14 protein-coding genes and 2 pseudogenes are annotated in these 14,915 nt (G+C 48.4%); 7 read left to right on the top strand and 9 right to left on the bottom strand.

The annotated features are described in order from the left end of the window. Positions 1–9 precede the first annotated feature (9 nt). On the top strand, positions 10–2,064 hold the full coding sequence (gene dpdD / locus Q1W70_RS00195) for a protein DpdD (RefSeq protein ID WP_367186795.1): 2,055 nt from the start codon (positions 10–12) through the stop codon (positions 2,062–2,064). 46 nt (positions 2,065–2,110) lie between these two features. Here the strand turns inward: dpdD and queE are convergent, their stop codons facing one another. Next, a complete protein-coding gene (gene queE / locus Q1W70_RS00190) occupies positions 2,111–2,746 on the bottom strand; it encodes a 7-carboxy-7-deazaguanine synthase (protein ID WP_177048093.1) in 636 nt (211 codons plus the stop codon). A 266-nt stretch (positions 2,747–3,012) separates the two neighbouring features. On the opposite strand from queE, the gene Q1W70_RS00185 reads away from it, so the two are divergent. Together Q1W70_RS00185 and Q1W70_RS00180 are read left to right on the top strand one after the other, a co-directional pair. Continuing rightward, positions 3,013–3,945 (top strand): HNH endonuclease, encoded by a 933-nt coding sequence (locus tag Q1W70_RS00185; RefSeq protein ID WP_275969361.1) that lies wholly within the window; start codon positions 3,013–3,015, stop codon positions 3,943–3,945. Then, positions 3,938–5,125: a DGQHR domain-containing protein gene (locus Q1W70_RS00180; RefSeq protein ID WP_177048097.1), complete on the top strand. Its 1,188-nt coding sequence runs from the start codon at positions 3,938–3,940 to the stop codon at positions 5,123–5,125. The genes Q1W70_RS00185 and Q1W70_RS00180 overlap by 8 nt, the downstream gene beginning before the upstream one ends. Before the next feature lie 105 nt (positions 5,126–5,230). Here Q1W70_RS00180 and queC read toward each other — a convergent pair whose 3' ends face one another. The 5 genes from queC to Q1W70_RS00155 are packed head-to-tail and all read right to left on the bottom strand — an operon-like array spanning position 5,231 to position 10,358. Further along, entirely contained in the window at positions 5,231–5,929 is a 699-nt protein-coding gene (queC, locus tag Q1W70_RS00175; RefSeq protein WP_177048100.1) for a 7-cyano-7-deazaguanine synthase QueC, read from the bottom strand. Positions 5,930–5,957: 28 nt separating this feature from the next. Beyond that, positions 5,958–7,013, bottom strand: coding sequence for a DGQHR domain-containing protein DpdB (dbpB, locus tag Q1W70_RS00170; protein WP_177048102.1), 1,056 nt, complete (start codon positions 7,011–7,013; stop codon positions 5,958–5,960). Next, positions 7,010–8,308, bottom strand: a complete 1,299-nt coding sequence (gene dpdA / locus Q1W70_RS00165) for a tRNA-guanine transglycosylase DpdA (protein WP_102623977.1) — start codon at positions 8,306–8,308, stop codon at positions 7,010–7,012. The genes dbpB (Q1W70_RS00170) and dpdA overlap by 4 nt, the downstream gene beginning before the upstream one ends. Then, a complete protein-coding gene (gene dbpB, locus Q1W70_RS00160) occupies positions 8,305–9,426 on the bottom strand; it encodes a DGQHR domain-containing protein DpdB (protein WP_302098447.1) in 1,122 nt (373 codons plus the stop codon). The genes dpdA and dbpB (Q1W70_RS00160) overlap by 4 nt, the downstream gene beginning before the upstream one ends. After that, the gene (locus Q1W70_RS00155) at positions 9,423–10,358 is read right to left on the bottom strand and encodes a hypothetical protein (protein ID WP_131815873.1); all 936 of its coding nucleotides are present in this window, start codon (positions 10,356–10,358) and stop codon (positions 9,423–9,425) included. The genes dbpB (Q1W70_RS00160) and Q1W70_RS00155 overlap by 4 nt, the downstream gene beginning before the upstream one ends. Positions 10,359–10,539: 181 nt before the next feature. Here Q1W70_RS00155 and dbpB (Q1W70_RS00150) point away from each other — a divergent pair, with 181 nt between their 5' ends. From dbpB (Q1W70_RS00150) to Q1W70_RS00135, 4 genes are all read left to right on the top strand, one after another. Continuing rightward, positions 10,540–11,595 (top strand): DGQHR domain-containing protein DpdB, encoded by a 1,056-nt coding sequence (gene dbpB / locus Q1W70_RS00150; RefSeq protein WP_095974524.1) that lies wholly within the window; start codon positions 10,540–10,542, stop codon positions 11,593–11,595. 31 nt (positions 11,596–11,626) lie between these two features. Next, on the top strand, positions 11,627–12,064 hold the full coding sequence (locus Q1W70_RS00145; RefSeq protein ID WP_073637885.1) for a hypothetical protein: 438 nt from the start codon (positions 11,627–11,629) through the stop codon (positions 12,062–12,064). Between the two features lie 44 nt (positions 12,065–12,108). Next, positions 12,109–12,471 (top strand): 6-carboxytetrahydropterin synthase QueD, encoded by a 363-nt coding sequence (gene queD, locus Q1W70_RS00140; RefSeq protein WP_240889938.1) that lies wholly within the window; start codon positions 12,109–12,111, stop codon positions 12,469–12,471. 129 nt (positions 12,472–12,600) lie between these two features. After that, positions 12,601–13,068, top strand: coding sequence for a hypothetical protein (locus Q1W70_RS00135; RefSeq protein ID WP_302098445.1), 468 nt, complete (start codon positions 12,601–12,603; stop codon positions 13,066–13,068). Positions 13,069–13,177: 109 nt separating this feature from the next. Here Q1W70_RS00135 and Q1W70_RS00130 read toward each other — a convergent pair whose 3' ends face one another. The 3 genes and pseudogenes from Q1W70_RS00130 to Q1W70_RS00120 all read right to left on the bottom strand — a co-directional run. Continuing rightward, entirely contained in the window at positions 13,178–13,936 is a 759-nt protein-coding gene (locus Q1W70_RS00130; RefSeq protein ID WP_302098444.1) for a hypothetical protein, read from the bottom strand. A 157-nt stretch (positions 13,937–14,093) separates the two neighbouring features. Next, positions 14,094–14,579, bottom strand: a pseudogene (locus tag Q1W70_RS00125) (conjugal transfer nickase/helicase domain-containing protein); the annotation flags it as partial. A gap of 7 nt (positions 14,580–14,586) precedes the next feature. Continuing rightward, positions 14,587–14,877 (bottom strand): annotated as a pseudogene (locus Q1W70_RS00120) (IS3 family transposase); the annotation flags it as partial. Positions 14,878–14,915 lie beyond the last annotated feature (38 nt).

Raw genomic sequence — 14,915 nt, 5'->3', positions numbered from 1 at the left:
TGGTGCAAAGTGCCTGTGCGGGGCGGTGGCCTTTACTGTTGCCATACAGTCGCCCGCCGGAATTATGGTTCTACGCAGACTGCGGAGGATGGCCGCGCTCTGGAGGAGTTACGCCAGGTGTTAGCGGCGTTTTTGGGGACAGCGGATACTTGTTTTGATTATGGGTTGATCATCAATCCAAGTACTGAGGGGCAGAGAGCATTGCTAGCGCATGCCCCAGCAGGATTATTGCGTATTGATTTACTTGGCGAGGTGAATGAGCAGCAAAAAAATCGGGTTTTTACAGTACTAGCTAACGTGCTGAAGCTGTATCAACAACGTCCTGCGCTTACCTCGTTAGCCAAACGACCAATAGGTCGAGTGCTGCGTGATTTTATGCTGGCCTACCGATTAAATGATGGTGAGGATGCTTGGCGTTTTTACGGAGAGCTTAAGAACTCGGGAGGTTTCACTCCACCTAATCTGCTGTCATTGGAGTTGCAGGCCTTAGCTTCAGCGGATCGTTGGCAGGACATCGTTAATCATCCGCGGTTGCCCAGTCTGCTCGGTGGCCGTATTCCTTTACGATTAGTTCGCGTATTGCTTCGAGCACTTGGTCAGTTGGGACTTAATCGACTACTAATTAATGAGGCCATCGGTGAGGAGTCGAGGGACGAATTGGCCGATTTGTGCCGCCCATTAAGCCCACTTTTTATGACTGTTCCGTTGTTTGAATGTCACGAAAGCTTTAAACAAGATTGGCAGTTGTGGGTTGCCGGCGCTGTTACTTTAAGGTGTGCACAGATTCAGCAGCAGTTACCTGACTTTATCGACTCGGATTGGTTTCGAAAATTGCTACATTGGGCGGATTTGGTTGCGGTAAATCAATCTGAGGCTGAAGTAGAATCGGTTGTTTGTGAGTCAAAAGATCAGAAGGAAGGGCCAGGGGCGGTGCAAGCGTTACTGCAACGCTCGTTGGGCGCGCCATTAGTTGAGTTGCAGCAATTGTGGCAGCAATTACAGGCTATGCCTGCGTCGTGGTTTGAGCCGTTGAAATCATTGCCTATGATGACTGCGATTTTGCAAGATTTGCAAAAACGCTATTCTAAAGAACAGTTGGGTGGTTGGGATAGTTGGTTTCAGCGCTTGTTTGATACCGATCTACCGACTGGTGTACTGGAGAGAGATGCACAAGAGTATTGCGAAAATTGGACAGTTGAGTCATTTCATTCAGACAGATTGCTTAAGTGCATTAAGTCTGGGTCTCCTGTGGGGCAGACGATTCTTCGTAACACGCTACCGTTGTTGCTAGATTGGTTGGATGAGCGCGATGTGGTTTGCCAAGGGGTTGTTTGGTTAGAATTATTAGAATTACTTGCTCTTGATTCTATAGTCAATCCAGCACTGCTGTCGCTGGCTGCACAATTGACGCAGTTGATGTTGGAGCAACCGTTCGCAGTCGATGAGTATACGCGGTTGGTCGACTCTATATTGATGCTCTGGGAGGTCAATAAAGGGCCTGAAGCGTATACCGGCATGCTTGAGTTGATGGATGTGCTGCTGGACGCACCTTGCCCGGCAGAGCCATTGCGTCGTCAAGTTTGGCAATCACTACAGGATTTCGCGACAAAGCACTGGAGACAAATTAAAGATCCAGCGATACGCGAACTGACCTTTGTATTAATGCAGGAAATTCTTGAGGTTGGTGAACCACTCCCAGATTTTAGCAATAACAAGGATTCTGAATCAGATAGCGATTCATTGATAGAATTAACCCCTAATTTACAAGGAAAATTGTTGGGTATTTATACTCTCACAGAAGGTGCCGCTCGCCGCGCACGGGACGTACTAGAAGTAATTTTCACTGGACTCACGGTCGAGATCAACAGTGATCATACCGCTACTCCAGCCTTGTGCCATCTGGCCAAAACGGCCGATTATTTTGTGTTCTCCTCTAGAAGTTCAAAACATCAAGCGTTTTATCCAGTGACGGCGATAAGAAGTGATATTATTTTTCCGTTAGGAAAAGGTGCTTCAAGTATCATTCGTGAGTTTGTGAGTCGATTGAGAATTAGTCAATTTTAGTGTTTATGCATTCTATCGACATACTGAAATTTAAACTCAGGAAAGGTTATGGGATCATCAATACTTTGTGCTGCTGTAAGCCTAATCTCCACTTTGGATGAGCTTTGCAATAGTTAATGGTCGCTATGGTGTTTTGGCGGGCTTGTGGACCATCCATCGGTTGGAGGTAAAAGTGTTTAAAGTCTAGATGCTCATATTGGCCGGGCATTGAATCATGTTGAGGGAATACGAGTTTTAATTCGTCGCCTTTAGTTATTTTTAATTGAGTGGTCGACTTCGGACTTACACAAGTCCAATCTATGCCGGTAGGAGGTTTAATTGTTCCATTGGTTTCAACGGCGATAGTGAATCCACATGCGTGTAGAGCATTAATTAGCGATTCATCAACTTGAAGCAATGGTTCGCCGCCAGTAAGAACGACATATTTATACTCGGCATCGACATTTGGCCATTTCTCATTGATTGATTGCGAAAGCTGTTCCGAACTTGTGAATCTCCCTCCACCGTTGCCATCGGTTCCTAAAAAATCGGTATCACAGAATCGACAAATTGATTTCAATCTATCCTGTTCCCGCCCCGTCCAGAGATTGCAACCGGTGAAACGGCAGAACACGGCAGGGCGTCCAGCTTGGTGGCCTTCTCCTTGCAAGGTATAAAAAATCTCTTTGACGGTGTAATTCATAATGATCGCAGGGTCGGAACGGGAATGTGATGGAACCCACAGAGGTGGTGCCCTGGTGCGGGACTGGCCGGTCGCCGTCGCCGCAGCATGTGCTGTTGCTCTGGGAGGTCCCAATGATACCGGAATTACTATGAATCGTCGCCGGGGGAGGGTATTTTAAGCCGCTCTTCTGCAAAAAAAATGGAGAAGGATTCGGATTTAACGGAGTTTTACTGAGTGTCAGATTAGATATAATATTTAACAGTGTTAAATACGGAAGACTTAACATGCAGATCTCGGAAGATACACTTTACTCCAATCGCGTGCAGCTAGAAAAAACATACGCTATAAAGGAAGCACACGAGTCTCGTGCCGAAGACTGGGGGCCGCAACTTTGGGCTTTTGTTAAGGCGCAGGTCCCCTTCTCAGTCTCTTTTGAATCACTACGTGAGCCTGGCTTTCAAGAGGTTCTGCATGATCGATTCGTAAACTATGTCTTTTCTCGTCTAATTCTTGGTGCTGTTCATGCAGCCAATTTAATAGATACGGCCGAGCTAGATGAGGAAGAATCATATGAAAGTCTTTCGGCTTCGGTGGAAACTATTTTAGATGTGGAACCTGATATTAGGGATCGAATAGTTTGGTATCTTGATCGCATCGCATGGCGTATAAAGAAAAAGGAGGCCGATCCCACACGAGGACAAAAAAATAGTATAAAAAAATTGGCCATAGAGAACAGGCATCGATGCTATCTGTGTGGTAAGGCTTTGCATTATAATGATAGTCCCTTTGGCTCTGATGATGATGCGTTTATAAAAGAAAAACGCCAAAAACGGGCATTTGAAATTGAACATATATGGAGTCAGGCTAGAGGGGGTGGTCGAGGACGTGATAATTTGGCAGCGAGTTGCAGTGTTTGCAATAAGCTAAAAAAACATTTAGTTAATTTTACTGATATTGCTGTGGAACAAATAATGACCACTGCAGTTGAACCTGAAAGTGTACGGTATTCAATGAGTGCTGAGTTTCGCTTTGCGCTCATCTGGCGACAGCAAGGTAAATGCTTCTTTTGTTCAAGAAAATTTCATGATGTCGATACGGAAGATTTGCTCCTGGTAAAGCGAGAGCGTACGCAACCATATCATTTTTTTAATATGATGTTAGTATGTCTAGATTGTAATGAAAATCATTTTCGGGATGGAGTAAATCTAAGTGCATAGCTATCGTGGCTTTTTGGTTCGCCAGCGTGATACAACTGAGATTGAATTTGTTCTTTTTGTTGCGAACGCTATTGATGTAGTTCAGTGGACTCAGGCAGATGATATCCGTTTGGATAGAGGGAATGTTCAGCGCGAGTTGGTTGAATCAAGGTGGAGGCAAGTTAGAAAGTTTTTTAACGCTTCTTCTCGAAATGTCATACCCACAAGTGTTACGATTGCTTTCGATGAAAATCTAACTAGAGTGAACTCAAAAGAAGAGCTTTCAGAAACGATACCGTCTTATTTTTTGGGGCAGCCCGAAAGTGATATGGTAGAGCTTACCTTTACAAATGCGGTTAAGAGTTTTTCTTTTATTATTGATGGTCAGCATCGTCTCAAGGGTATGGCCGAAGTTGGGCAAGATATCTGGGTTCCTATTTGCTTGTTTCCTTCCCTATCACAGTTAGAGAGGGCATTTCAATTTATAACAATCAATAACAAATCGCACAAAGTCCCTACCAACAATTTAAAGGCGCTTATTACTAATTTCGATGAGATCGAGGATGGGCTTCGTTCGCGACTCACTCAGGCTTCCATCACTGCGCCAAAATTTGCAACACATGTTGACGTAATGAATGAGAACTCAGACAGTCCATTTCACAAAATGGTTGCTTGGGTTAATAATCGATATGATGATCGTAAAGAAATTATTTCGCCAAGTGCTATAGAAAATGGACTTAAGTCTATTAATAGCGGATTTCCAGAGACTAAATCTGATCCTGCTGATGCTATAACTGTTATGTCGGCTATCTGGATGCGGATATTTAATCAGTATGGAATAAGTCTCGCGAATATCGAGCAGTTTCCAAATTTGACAAAAAAAGCAGTAGTACAACGGGTCACAGAGATGGTTGTAGATTTCCTCGTGCAGGAATTGGATCCAGCGTTTTCAACCGGTAGTATTATGTCGGGCGATGCTCGGAGAGCTGGCGATGCCGCAGACAAATTGATTGCTATGATTCCGGTTGAATTCTGGCAGGATGATTGGGCACTCAAGAGTTTGGATACTTCTGCCGGTCGCGATATCATCAGTGTGAGCATTCGAGAGTTGAAAAAACAAATAGCGAAAAACCAAGGCGATGATTTCGATTGGCGAAAAGACAATCCGCTCTATCAAACAGGAAATCAAGAAGAGGTTTGATTTAATATCGTGGCTTATTTGATTTAGGCGAATCTCGCGATTCGCCTAAATGGTATTACATGCATTTAGATATAATCAGTTTGAATTTTGGTGTGGCGATTAATTTTATATTTTTTTAGCATATTGCTCGTATCCAGACTTGCGCAACTCGCAAGCCGGGCACGTTCCGCACCCGTAGCCCCACTCATGTTTCTGCTGTCGAGTCCCGAGGTAGCAGGTGTGGGACTCTTCTTGAATCAGGCTGACAAGATCTCGATTACCTAGGTCTTCAGCCAAGCGCCAGGTCTGAGCTTTGTTGAGCCACATCAAGGGCGTTTCAATTATCACTGGAACGTCCATCCCGAGGCTCAAGGCCACCTGGGTGGCTTTGAGGGTGTTGTCCCGGCAGTCTGGGTAGCCTGAGTAGTCGGTTTCGCACATTCCCCCGACCAGCACTGTGAGGTCCCGTCGGTAGGCAATCGTGGCTGCGAACGTCAAGAACAGCAGATTTCTCCCGGGAACAAACGTATTGGGAAGTCCATTCTTTTCAAACTCTATGGTTTTCTCAGCGGTCATCGCCGTATCGCTGATCTGGCCGAGTAATTTGAGATCGAGTACGTGGTCCTCACCGAGTCGCTTGGCCCAGTTCGGAAATCTGTTACGTATCTCCTGCAGGATATTCAGCCGACATTCGAGTTCGATTCGATGTCTTTGACCATAGTCGAAGCCAATGGTCTCGACGTGGTCGTAACGTTCCAGCGCCCAGGCAAGGCAAGTGGTTGAGTCTTGTCCGCCTGAGAATAAAACTAAGGCTTTGGTGTGCATGCTGCTCTCCTCGGAACTGGGTTTGCATTTAGCGCCGTTTCAGTTCTTGCTTGAGTTTTTCGGTCAGATACTTGGTGAGCAATCCGATATCAGTGGGCGTGTTTTGGATACCGTTCCAGGGGCGGCGGTCGGTTTCAGAAATGTGCCAATCGCCACTTGTCCACGCTGTATGAGGTTTCAAAAGTTTTAGACCTTTGATAAAACCTTCCTTGCAGGTTGTGCCTTGATCGGAGTAAAGCAACTCCATAACGAAACTCAAAGAAACCAGGCCCGCCCCGTGCTTCAAACGTGAATTCCTAGGCGCTAGTCCTTCCCATTCTGATTTGAAAACTACACGCACTGCATGGAAGAAGTTGTTGATGAGTTCGATGCTGCGCCCCTCAAAGTCATCAAACTTCATGAAACTACGAATCGCGCCATCATTCGCAGAGTTCATCACGAACTTCTGCATCGCCATGTCGCTTAGTACTCCTTTGGGATTCGTATGTTGCTTGATCTCGCCAAATAGAGAGGAGTTAGGCAGAAAATTCAACAAATCAATAATGCGAGCAGCAAATTTACGACTGGTGAACCGTTCTGGCAGGCCGTCAACTGTCGGTAAAAGCTCATAGATCAGCGATTTTGGCAGCGGTCGCGTATTGTTGACGAGCACAAATTGTTGCCGCAACTCGTTGTAATCTTTACAAATTAATGCCGATACGAATACCTGGAATCCAGGTTTCTCCATCGTGGCAAGGGCACTGAGTCGTTGTTGTCCATCGACCACGAAGCCTGGCTTGGATTCGGCAGTATCAATAACGATTTCTACAATACCCTCGCCGAGGTCTTTAACCGTTACCCCATCCAGAAAGGCCAAGATAATTGCGTTAGGAAGCAATGCATCGTCGCGCTGAAGATAGTCACGAATATCTCTGATGTGCGACGCGACTTGATGGCGCTGAAAGCCTTTGAGGTGACCTTCTTCATCGCGGCCGACTCTCTCAATTTCAGAGAACTCTAAAATTTCATTTGGAGTGGCCGCAAACGAAAATACATCATGCCCGGAGGCCTGTTGGGCGCGCACACCCTTAAATCGATAGATCATTGTTTCGAAAGTTCCAGAGTTTTCTGAAGGTGGCGGTGGTACACGCCTAAGTTATGAAATCCACGTCTTTTGTTTCGATTGCTGGCTCGAAAGATAATAGTTTCGATACCCGCTGACTGACAAATCGAACATTGGCATTTTTGCCACGGTTTATCTCTCAGCGTGGGTGAGATTAGTCGGACATGCTTGGCGATTTCTTTTTCCATTTCTATTGATGATGATATCGATCCGGAAAGAGTCAGTCGGAGATAGTCTACTAGTACGGCTAAAGTTGAATCAAAGTCGAGCAGATTTTTGTCGTAGTCGCGGATCGCTAGCAACGCTGCTTTTTCTTTGATTTGTAACTCTTCTGCGCTCAGAGTGCCTTTTTTTATTCCTTGCATCAGGCGTGGATTTTCAATCGCCTGAGGAATGCGGATAGCAGTGTAGTAATCCAGTTTGCTTGTATTGTTGCCCATGTAGTAATTACACTTCGCATCTTTAAATGCGCGTATAAGGGGGGAGGTTGAGTCAAAACTGGTAATGCCATATCCGGTGAATTCATGGATGTTCTCAGCTTTAGCAAAACCCAGCAGATGAATATTTGTCTCGGGCTTAAGGACCGCTCGAAGCTCTTTTAGAACCTCATGGATTTGATCGACTTTCAAAGGTACTAAACCTCCGATCGCCAAGTAGCGATAACCCATGTCTTCGAGTTGTTTTGCCGCGTTCGCCATGCTTTGAGGAGACCAACCCTGTACCGCTCCAAGAGGTTCGAAAGGCCATTCCGCCTCCTTCACTAAACGCAGAAACTCTTGCGCATTTTTGAGCGTAATTTCGTACCGAAACAGCACATCTTCCGACTGGCTCAGCGCTGGCGGATTGCTGGAGTCGCAGTTGAATATGATGTGGTCCGGCGAGCAACCGTGGGTGAATCCCGCATCTGAGTAGAACTCTACTACTTCGCTTGGGCTATACGCAGGGGTAGGGTGCTCTACATAGGCAAAAGCCCCGCAGTCACCTAGGACCATCGTATCTTTGAACTGAATGCCATCGAGTCGTAGAAATTTGCGCGCGCCTTCTCTGAGGAAGCGCTGCTGCTCGGAAGTCGAGTACCGAACCTTTGAATTAGCGACGCCATTTGCAGGTCGCACTGCGCTCATCGAGACCAAGAGCCCATCATAAGGGACGGGGGTCATCATTTCGTGCGCATACTGGTCATCCCAGTATCTCTTCCGGCCCGGCGCATTTCGATCGTTGATGAAATCGTAGTCCGGGTCTACGTAGTCTTGGGTGTCGGCGTATAAAAATTTCATTGGTGAGCGCTGGTCATATAGAGGCGGATCAAGGTTTCTTGCAGCGCCTTGATATCTTGAGGGGTGCTTTGGATTTCATTCCACTGGACATTAATCATCGGCCACTGACCTGATGTCCATGCACAGTAAGGGGCTACTCTGGCCAGTTCTTGTAACACGGCTTCGTAGGTTTCGCGCTGACCACCGATCTTGGCGTAGATCCGATCCATGAGCACGCCCATGGCGATGATTCCCGCTGAGTGCATAAGTCGACTGTTCTTCGATTCAAGTGCCCACGCCTCTGGAAACGTATCACGCACCGCTCGCCAAAAGGTCGTCAGTAGGTGGTACATGGACTCAACGTTCGCCGCACCGTCGATGCTGGAGGTGTAGGGAGCCAACGCCCCCAGCGGATTACTGATGCTATTGCGGATCATCGTTATTACAGCGGTGTCAGTGATCACCGCTTTGTTATTTTGCTCGGACGACCGCTTTATGAGTTTGTGGAAAGGGGAGTTGGGATCGCGGCTAAGAAGCCCGCACAACTCAGCTGGTGCCTTGCGAGCACTCAGTTCGCGGGGCAAAAGGATGCTGCCTGTCTCCGGCAGTAGTTCGTTGATCAGTCGAGTGGGCAAGGGTTTGGCCTTGTTGACCAAAATAAATTGCTCGCGCTGGGTGGTCAGGCTGTCGGATACAAAACCGATCACTGGCACAGGAAGATCCGAATTGGCCGCTTTCGCCAACGCCAATGAGCGCTGTTGCCCGTCCACGATCCAGGCAGACCTCATTCCTTCCTCCCTGATAGGGATCGTCAGCGTACCCGCTTGCGAAAGCCCCGCATCGCCTGTCGGCTTACTTCCGCGTGCTGCAACAAAACGCAGGTCAGGAGACAGCGCTAAGATAATTGCATTGGGAAAAAGTACATTTCCCTGATTGAGGTACTCAGTGATCCCTTTGACATGACTCTTAATCTCGGGGCGCTGAAAACCCTTGAGGGGACTGCTGTCTTCGCGCGACAGGCGGCTGATGTCGGCAATTCGGACCAGGTCAGATCCCCTGATGAATAATGCATACACATCAAGGTTGTCGCCTTGCGTGGTGCGTAGTGCACGCACCACAATCGCATCTTCGCTCGTCATGCTTTGCTCTCTATGCTGTCTTGACCTTTGATGTCCTGCCAGATCCTCCGAAAGCGCGATTGCTCGCACGACACAAGGGCCTCGTCCCTTAAGTAGCGTAACAATCGGGTCGAACTGCCTTGGTAGTCAGCCCACACACACTCAAGCATGTAGGCAATTTCACTGTCCGATGCGCGCCGCCGGATGGTCGTTTTTGCTAGGGATAAAAGATCCATCGCCGCGCTGACGCTCTTTCGAGCGATCTCAGCAGGAGCACTCGACAGTTCAAGAATCTCAATGAAATGACGCAGGGCTCTCTGAGGGAAATCGTTGCGAGTGCCTGGTAGTGTTGAGGTTTCAAGGCGTTCGTCATACGGCATCGCGATGGGTCGTAAATGGCTGGGAAGCATCTCGATGCCTGGGCGCGAAGTGAATATTCTGAGCTTGTCGATCTGCGTGTCCCTGATTTTTCCAAGGTCTTCGCCTATCAACTGGACATAGTTTGAAGAGAGGGCAATGAGCACCAAGTCGATGTCGGGTTGGCTGACGAGGTCCGCTAGGGCGCTTCCCTTTGATTGGGTGACATTCACGGCTTCCCACCAATCTGATGCGCGCACACCCAATTTTTCGAGACGTGGGATGATAGAATTCGGATCCTGAGCCACCGTCAGGTTGTACGGTGGACATCTCTGATCGCCTTCAATCAACCCTAAGCCGGTCGACGCAAACATTAGCTTCGCGTTCAACTTCGTTGCTACGCGCCTCGCGTCAGAAACGCTTCTGCCCACGTAAAGTGAAGATGCCATCAGAGTGGTGGGACGTTCGTCTATTTGCCCCTTCCACGCCTTTGCCATGGCTGCAATCGATGAATAACACTCGTCGTTCAGTACCACCGGCGGCAGGCCGTCGAGACGTTTTCGATTGGTGCAGTTGGTGATGATGACGGTTCTCATGGGAAAACTGTAGGCCTGTTTTGACGGGTGTTGCATTTATCTGAGGCTGACAATTTACCATTTAATAACTGTATGGGCCAATGCGCTTAGGCTAGTTTTTATGCGGAAGGGTTGGTATAAGAGCCTCAATACTGCTGCTACCCCTCTTTCTGGGGGGCCGTTCGATGAAGGAAGAGACTCATTGCTTAAGTTCAGCGCAATCAAGGCGTTACAGAGCCCAACCCACCAAGTGGTATCGTTTGCGGCTACCGTTGAGCAGATTTTGGCGATCGCTAGCATCGACCGAGTCAAGCGTGATGATCGTGGCGCCCTTCATGGCTTTCAGCGGCCACAGGTGTCCAAGCACATACGAGAGATCCGCGACTACCTCTCCCGTCCCGATGCGGTAATGCCTAATGCTGTGGTGTTAGCGTTTACCAGTGGAGTCCGGGTGGTGGAAGGAAATGGAGCCTATGCAGAAATTGAGGTGGATATTTCATCCGGCCCTCCTGGGTTCGTTGTGGATGGTCAGCAGCGCCTATCTGCGTTAGCTGGGCTCGAGGGGAGTTCGTTCCAGTTACTGGTGTCTGCTCTTGTGTGTGAAAATCAGGAAGAGCTTCGCCGGCAATTCATTCTCGTCAACAACACCAGTCCATTACCGAAGTCGCTGGTATATGAACTGCTCCCGTCTGTCAGCGGCCTTCCATTCAGAATGACTTCCCGCGCCCGCGCAGCCCGCATCGTGGAAATGCTGAATTATGACGATCGATCTTCTTTGCAAGGACAGATTAAGCAGCATACCAATCCCTCAGGGGTCATCGGTGATACGTCGCTCCAGAAACTGGTAATGAATTCCCTATCTGACGGTTACTGTCGGGAGGTGATTGAGTTGTCGGGAGGTGAGGATCGGTGTTTCTTGGCCATCAGTGAGTTTTTCCAGGCGGTCCAGGAGGTGTTTGGAAATGCTTGGCATGGTCACACACCTAAAAGCTCTCGTCTCGTCCATAGCGCGGGGATTATTTCCATGGGGTTCGTCATGGAGCAGTTGTGTGCTACAGGAGCGCCACTGGCCCCAGTATTCAAGTTAGGCCTTAGAAAGCTACAAGGATATACAGCTTGGACGCTCGATTCGGGAGAGTGGTCCTTTAAAACAGGCAATCGGCCATGGAATGGAGTTCAGAATTTACATGGTGATATTCATCTTTTGACTGATCATTTGACCAGGGTGGTTCGAAGTTCGGAACTCGTACCTAGCTAACAGGGTTAATTACTATTATTTAGGAGGCAATATGCCTACTTTGGTTTCATCGGATCTGTCTCCAGCCCTGGCCAGTGACGCCAGTGTAAAAGAGTTCTCAGAAGTAATTCTTCATCTATCAATGGCTTTTCAGGAGGCATTGAGGAGGCTTGCAGGGCAGGACGAAGCTTTCCCTTCTGAAGGGTATGGCATGCTGACTGAAGCCTACGGTTTGCGGACGCGTGCGAATATTCTCTACCTGACGCCATCTACCCATGTGGTGCAGGCATTAAACTTTTCCCAAACTGCTATGTTGGGGAAATTTGAAGAAATATTAAATTGCCTGAGTGATGTCGCCGATTTGCACACTGTTAACTCCATTTTGGTTTCCGTGATCACCATTGCATCAGCGCTGGGTGAGGGGCGAGCCAAAGTTGTAGAGTTTTTGTTTGAAACGTTATGCGTCGATCTTGAGTCTTGGAAGGTTTAGTCTAGCTGTTTGGTTTTTTGTCGCGTGAGATACGGGAGGAATCAGTGGAGATTTTTAAAGAGTTCGTTTTTGAGGCCGCTCATCGACTGCCCAATGTTCCAGAAGGGCACAAATGTGGGCGTCTGCATGGTCATTCCTTTCGTATTGCAATTCATATTGATGGCCCTGTTGATAGAGCGTCGGGTTGGGTCAGGGATTTTTCCGAGATAAAGGAAATTTTCGCGCCTCTGTATGAACGCTTAGATCACAATTATCTTAATGAAATTCCCGGACTGGAAAATCCGACAAGCGAGGTTTTAGCCGTTTGGGTTTGGCAGGAGCTAAAGCCATTGCTTCCAGAGCTATCCGCAATACGTATTCACGAGACATGTACAAGTGGATGTATTTATAGAGGGCCGGAGGTATAACCACTCTCGTGTAAAGAAAGTAGAACTATGCGTAGTGTGTAGTTTACTGGGTAGGTCTAGGCTTTTATTGTCGAGTTTAGTGATAGTTTTCTTGTCTGGCTCGACACTCGGCCCTGTAGGGAGGTGGATATGGTAAAGCCTAACAACGGTCGAGGTAAAAGTGCTAGACGTGCTCAGACTCTTTCACCATATTCTCTTAAATGGTACCAGGCGAAGATTACTTCTTGGGACTTTTCGTGGTCATTTCGAATGGCTACCCGACGCGAAGTATCGTCTGGGGAGGACGCTATCCAAGAATTCGCTGTCCTCACTTTCAAAGGTGCTGTGGTTTATCCAGAGGAATTTAGGTATCCGGAGATAGAGATTCAATTGGTGGAAGGGATTGCCTTCATCGCCAAAGAGTCTGTTACTCCAAGTATTGGCTCGATGAGCGCAAATGGTCGATTGCTCTCGGTTTACGTCTCAGTTCCTGTGGAACGGATAAAGACATTGGTGTCCGTTGCACCTCACATGCGGGTCGTTGATTTTCATGCATCGCCTTTACATTATCGTCGAGCGTTAGTCGTGTCGATACAATTAGATACTGAGGTGGAGTAATGTTTGGGCGCTGATCAAGGCGTATGTATCGAATGAGCAAGGCAGGTCATGGTGTCAGGCGATCCCGTACCAAAGGTGCTAATCCGGCAACGTTGCATTGCACCGAAACTCAGTTCTCCCCATCCAACAACTTAGCCGCCCTGAACCTCTCTTCGAGCACCAGCACCACACCGGGGTAATACCTGGGACCGGAAATGAAGCCTTCATGACCGAGGTGTGGAAAGGTGTAGGCATAACTGGTTTCTTTGCCTCCGGGGCGTACAAATCCCCGCTGCCCCTCTAGCCAGGTATTTAGCAGCGCCATGACTTGTTCCGGGTCCATATTCCCTAATTCGTCGGTGACGGCGTTTAGTGGCAGCGAAGGCACGATGAAGGTGGCGGCGAAACGTTGGTCTGTATCGTTAGCCAGATGTCCGCTGTCCTCCCAGGCAGCCTGCAAGCCCTTGTGCACATTGCGTGTCGGGTTGGAGCGTGGCCCAACCCGTTGCCAAGCTTGCTTGGCCTCGAAACCGAAGCAAACCTTGCGATTGGTGACATAGAGATCACATCGTCCCGGGCGCAGGTCGCCCGATTCCACGCCATCTGCTTTAACTTTGTGGCGCTTGCCCGTGGAGAACTCCTCCAAGGCCACCCAGTTTTCCATGGACCAGGCGGCGCCGGCCAGCGAGCTAAGAGTGGCACGCTCGTTGTACCACCAGCAGTTATCGACATACTTATGGATCGCCGCGTAACGCTCCACCATCGCCGTCCATTGCTCCAGTAGAGTCTTAAGTGAACCCTTGGGGGCCTTTACCTTGGTAAGCGATGTCATGTGTGTTCCCTTGTGATCTTCTTGATCGCAGAGCCGGTGGCCATTGATGATTTCCATGTATTTGTATTAGTGGCTAAAAGACATAACGCTGTCAATGTATCTGCCACTGCCCTTCGCCAACAATGAGCTTAGTAAGACGATATATGTGAGGGCCCCGTCCGTGCCCAGGTACGTCGCGGTGCCCCACCGAACTATGCGTCTGGATTATTTGGCGCTATGCCATTGGAAGTTTTTCGATTTTAAGAAAGGGATTATCGGATGGTATCGATTCGAACAGCAGTTTTGATTCTTCAAGTAAATAGCCTTTGAGTGTCGCTCTCTTTCGCGGACCTTCGATTTGGCAAGCCCAGATGTTCAAGCCATTTTCACGCTTCCTGTGAACATTCAGTTTCTCGAACTGCTTCTGCACCCAGCGCCATTCTTCAATCTTTTGATTGGCACCCTGTGAGACACCGGGAAACTCCTGGGCGTAGCGTTGGAAGAGGCCAGGTGTTACCAGAAACACCAAACCGCTCACGATGTGCACCTTGGCCTTGCTGTCGTTGATGATCAGCTTGTGGCTTAGGATGCCTTCCTTGACCCAATTTAGGAATGCCTGGCCAGGGTTGTCCGAAGTGGAATTTGAAATTCCGAGAGCGCTTTCTGACGGTTCTTCACGAACCTCAGGTTCTGCCGAGTCGAACATATCCTGAATCGCCCCGGATTCTCTAGACACCTTGCAAGCTCATTGCGTAACGTTTTTCAAACTCTACCGGTGACAGCTGATTGTTGAAACCATGGCGGCGTTTTGGGTTGTAGAACATCTCGATGTAATCGAACACATCACTCAGAGCATCTTGCCGTGAGGTGTAGATTTTCCGCTTGATTCGTTCCCGTTTCAGAAGCTGGAAAAAGCTCTCAGCCACGGCGTTGCCATGACAATTGCCTCGGCGGCTCATGCTGGCAACCAAATTGTTTGCCTTCAAAAAACTGCGCCAATCGGAGCTGCTGTACTGGGCGGCCGCCAGTTTCGCCAACGGCTCTGGCGTTACCGCAT

Source organism: Pseudomonas kielensis (genome assembly GCF_030505375.1).
GTDB classification, from domain to species: Bacteria; Pseudomonadota; Gammaproteobacteria; order Pseudomonadales; family Pseudomonadaceae; genus Aquipseudomonas; species Aquipseudomonas kielensis.
The sequence above is the reverse complement of the archived record's forward strand: the minus strand, read 5'-3'. Positions and strand labels throughout refer to the sequence as shown.

Coding starts and splice junctions, on each gene's coding strand:
- Q1W70_RS00130 (WP_302098444.1), bottom strand. CDS start 13,936: ATGGAAATCATCAATGGCCACCGGCTCTGCGATCAAGAAGATCACAAG.
- Q1W70_RS00145 (WP_073637885.1), top strand. CDS start 11,627: ATGCCTACTTTGGTTTCATCGGATCTGTCTCCAGCCCTGGCCAGTGAC.
- Q1W70_RS00155 (WP_131815873.1), bottom strand. CDS start 10,358: ATGAGAACCGTCATCATCACCAACTGCACCAATCGAAAACGTCTCGAC.
- Q1W70_RS00135 (WP_302098445.1), top strand. CDS start 12,601: ATGGTAAAGCCTAACAACGGTCGAGGTAAAAGTGCTAGACGTGCTCAG.
- dpdA (WP_102623977.1), bottom strand. CDS start 8,308: ATGAAATTTTTATACGCCGACACCCAAGACTACGTAGACCCGGACTAC.
- dbpB (WP_302098447.1), bottom strand. CDS start 9,426: ATGACGAGCGAAGATGCGATTGTGGTGCGTGCACTACGCACCACGCAA.
- Q1W70_RS00185 (WP_275969361.1), top strand. CDS start 3,013: ATGCAGATCTCGGAAGATACACTTTACTCCAATCGCGTGCAGCTAGAA.
- queC (WP_177048100.1), bottom strand. CDS start 5,929: ATGCACACCAAAGCCTTAGTTTTATTCTCAGGCGGACAAGACTCAACC.
- dbpB (WP_177048102.1), bottom strand. CDS start 7,013: ATGATCTATCGATTTAAGGGTGTGCGCGCCCAACAGGCCTCCGGGCAT.
- queE (WP_177048093.1), bottom strand. CDS start 2,746: ATGAATTACACCGTCAAAGAGATTTTTTATACCTTGCAAGGAGAAGGC.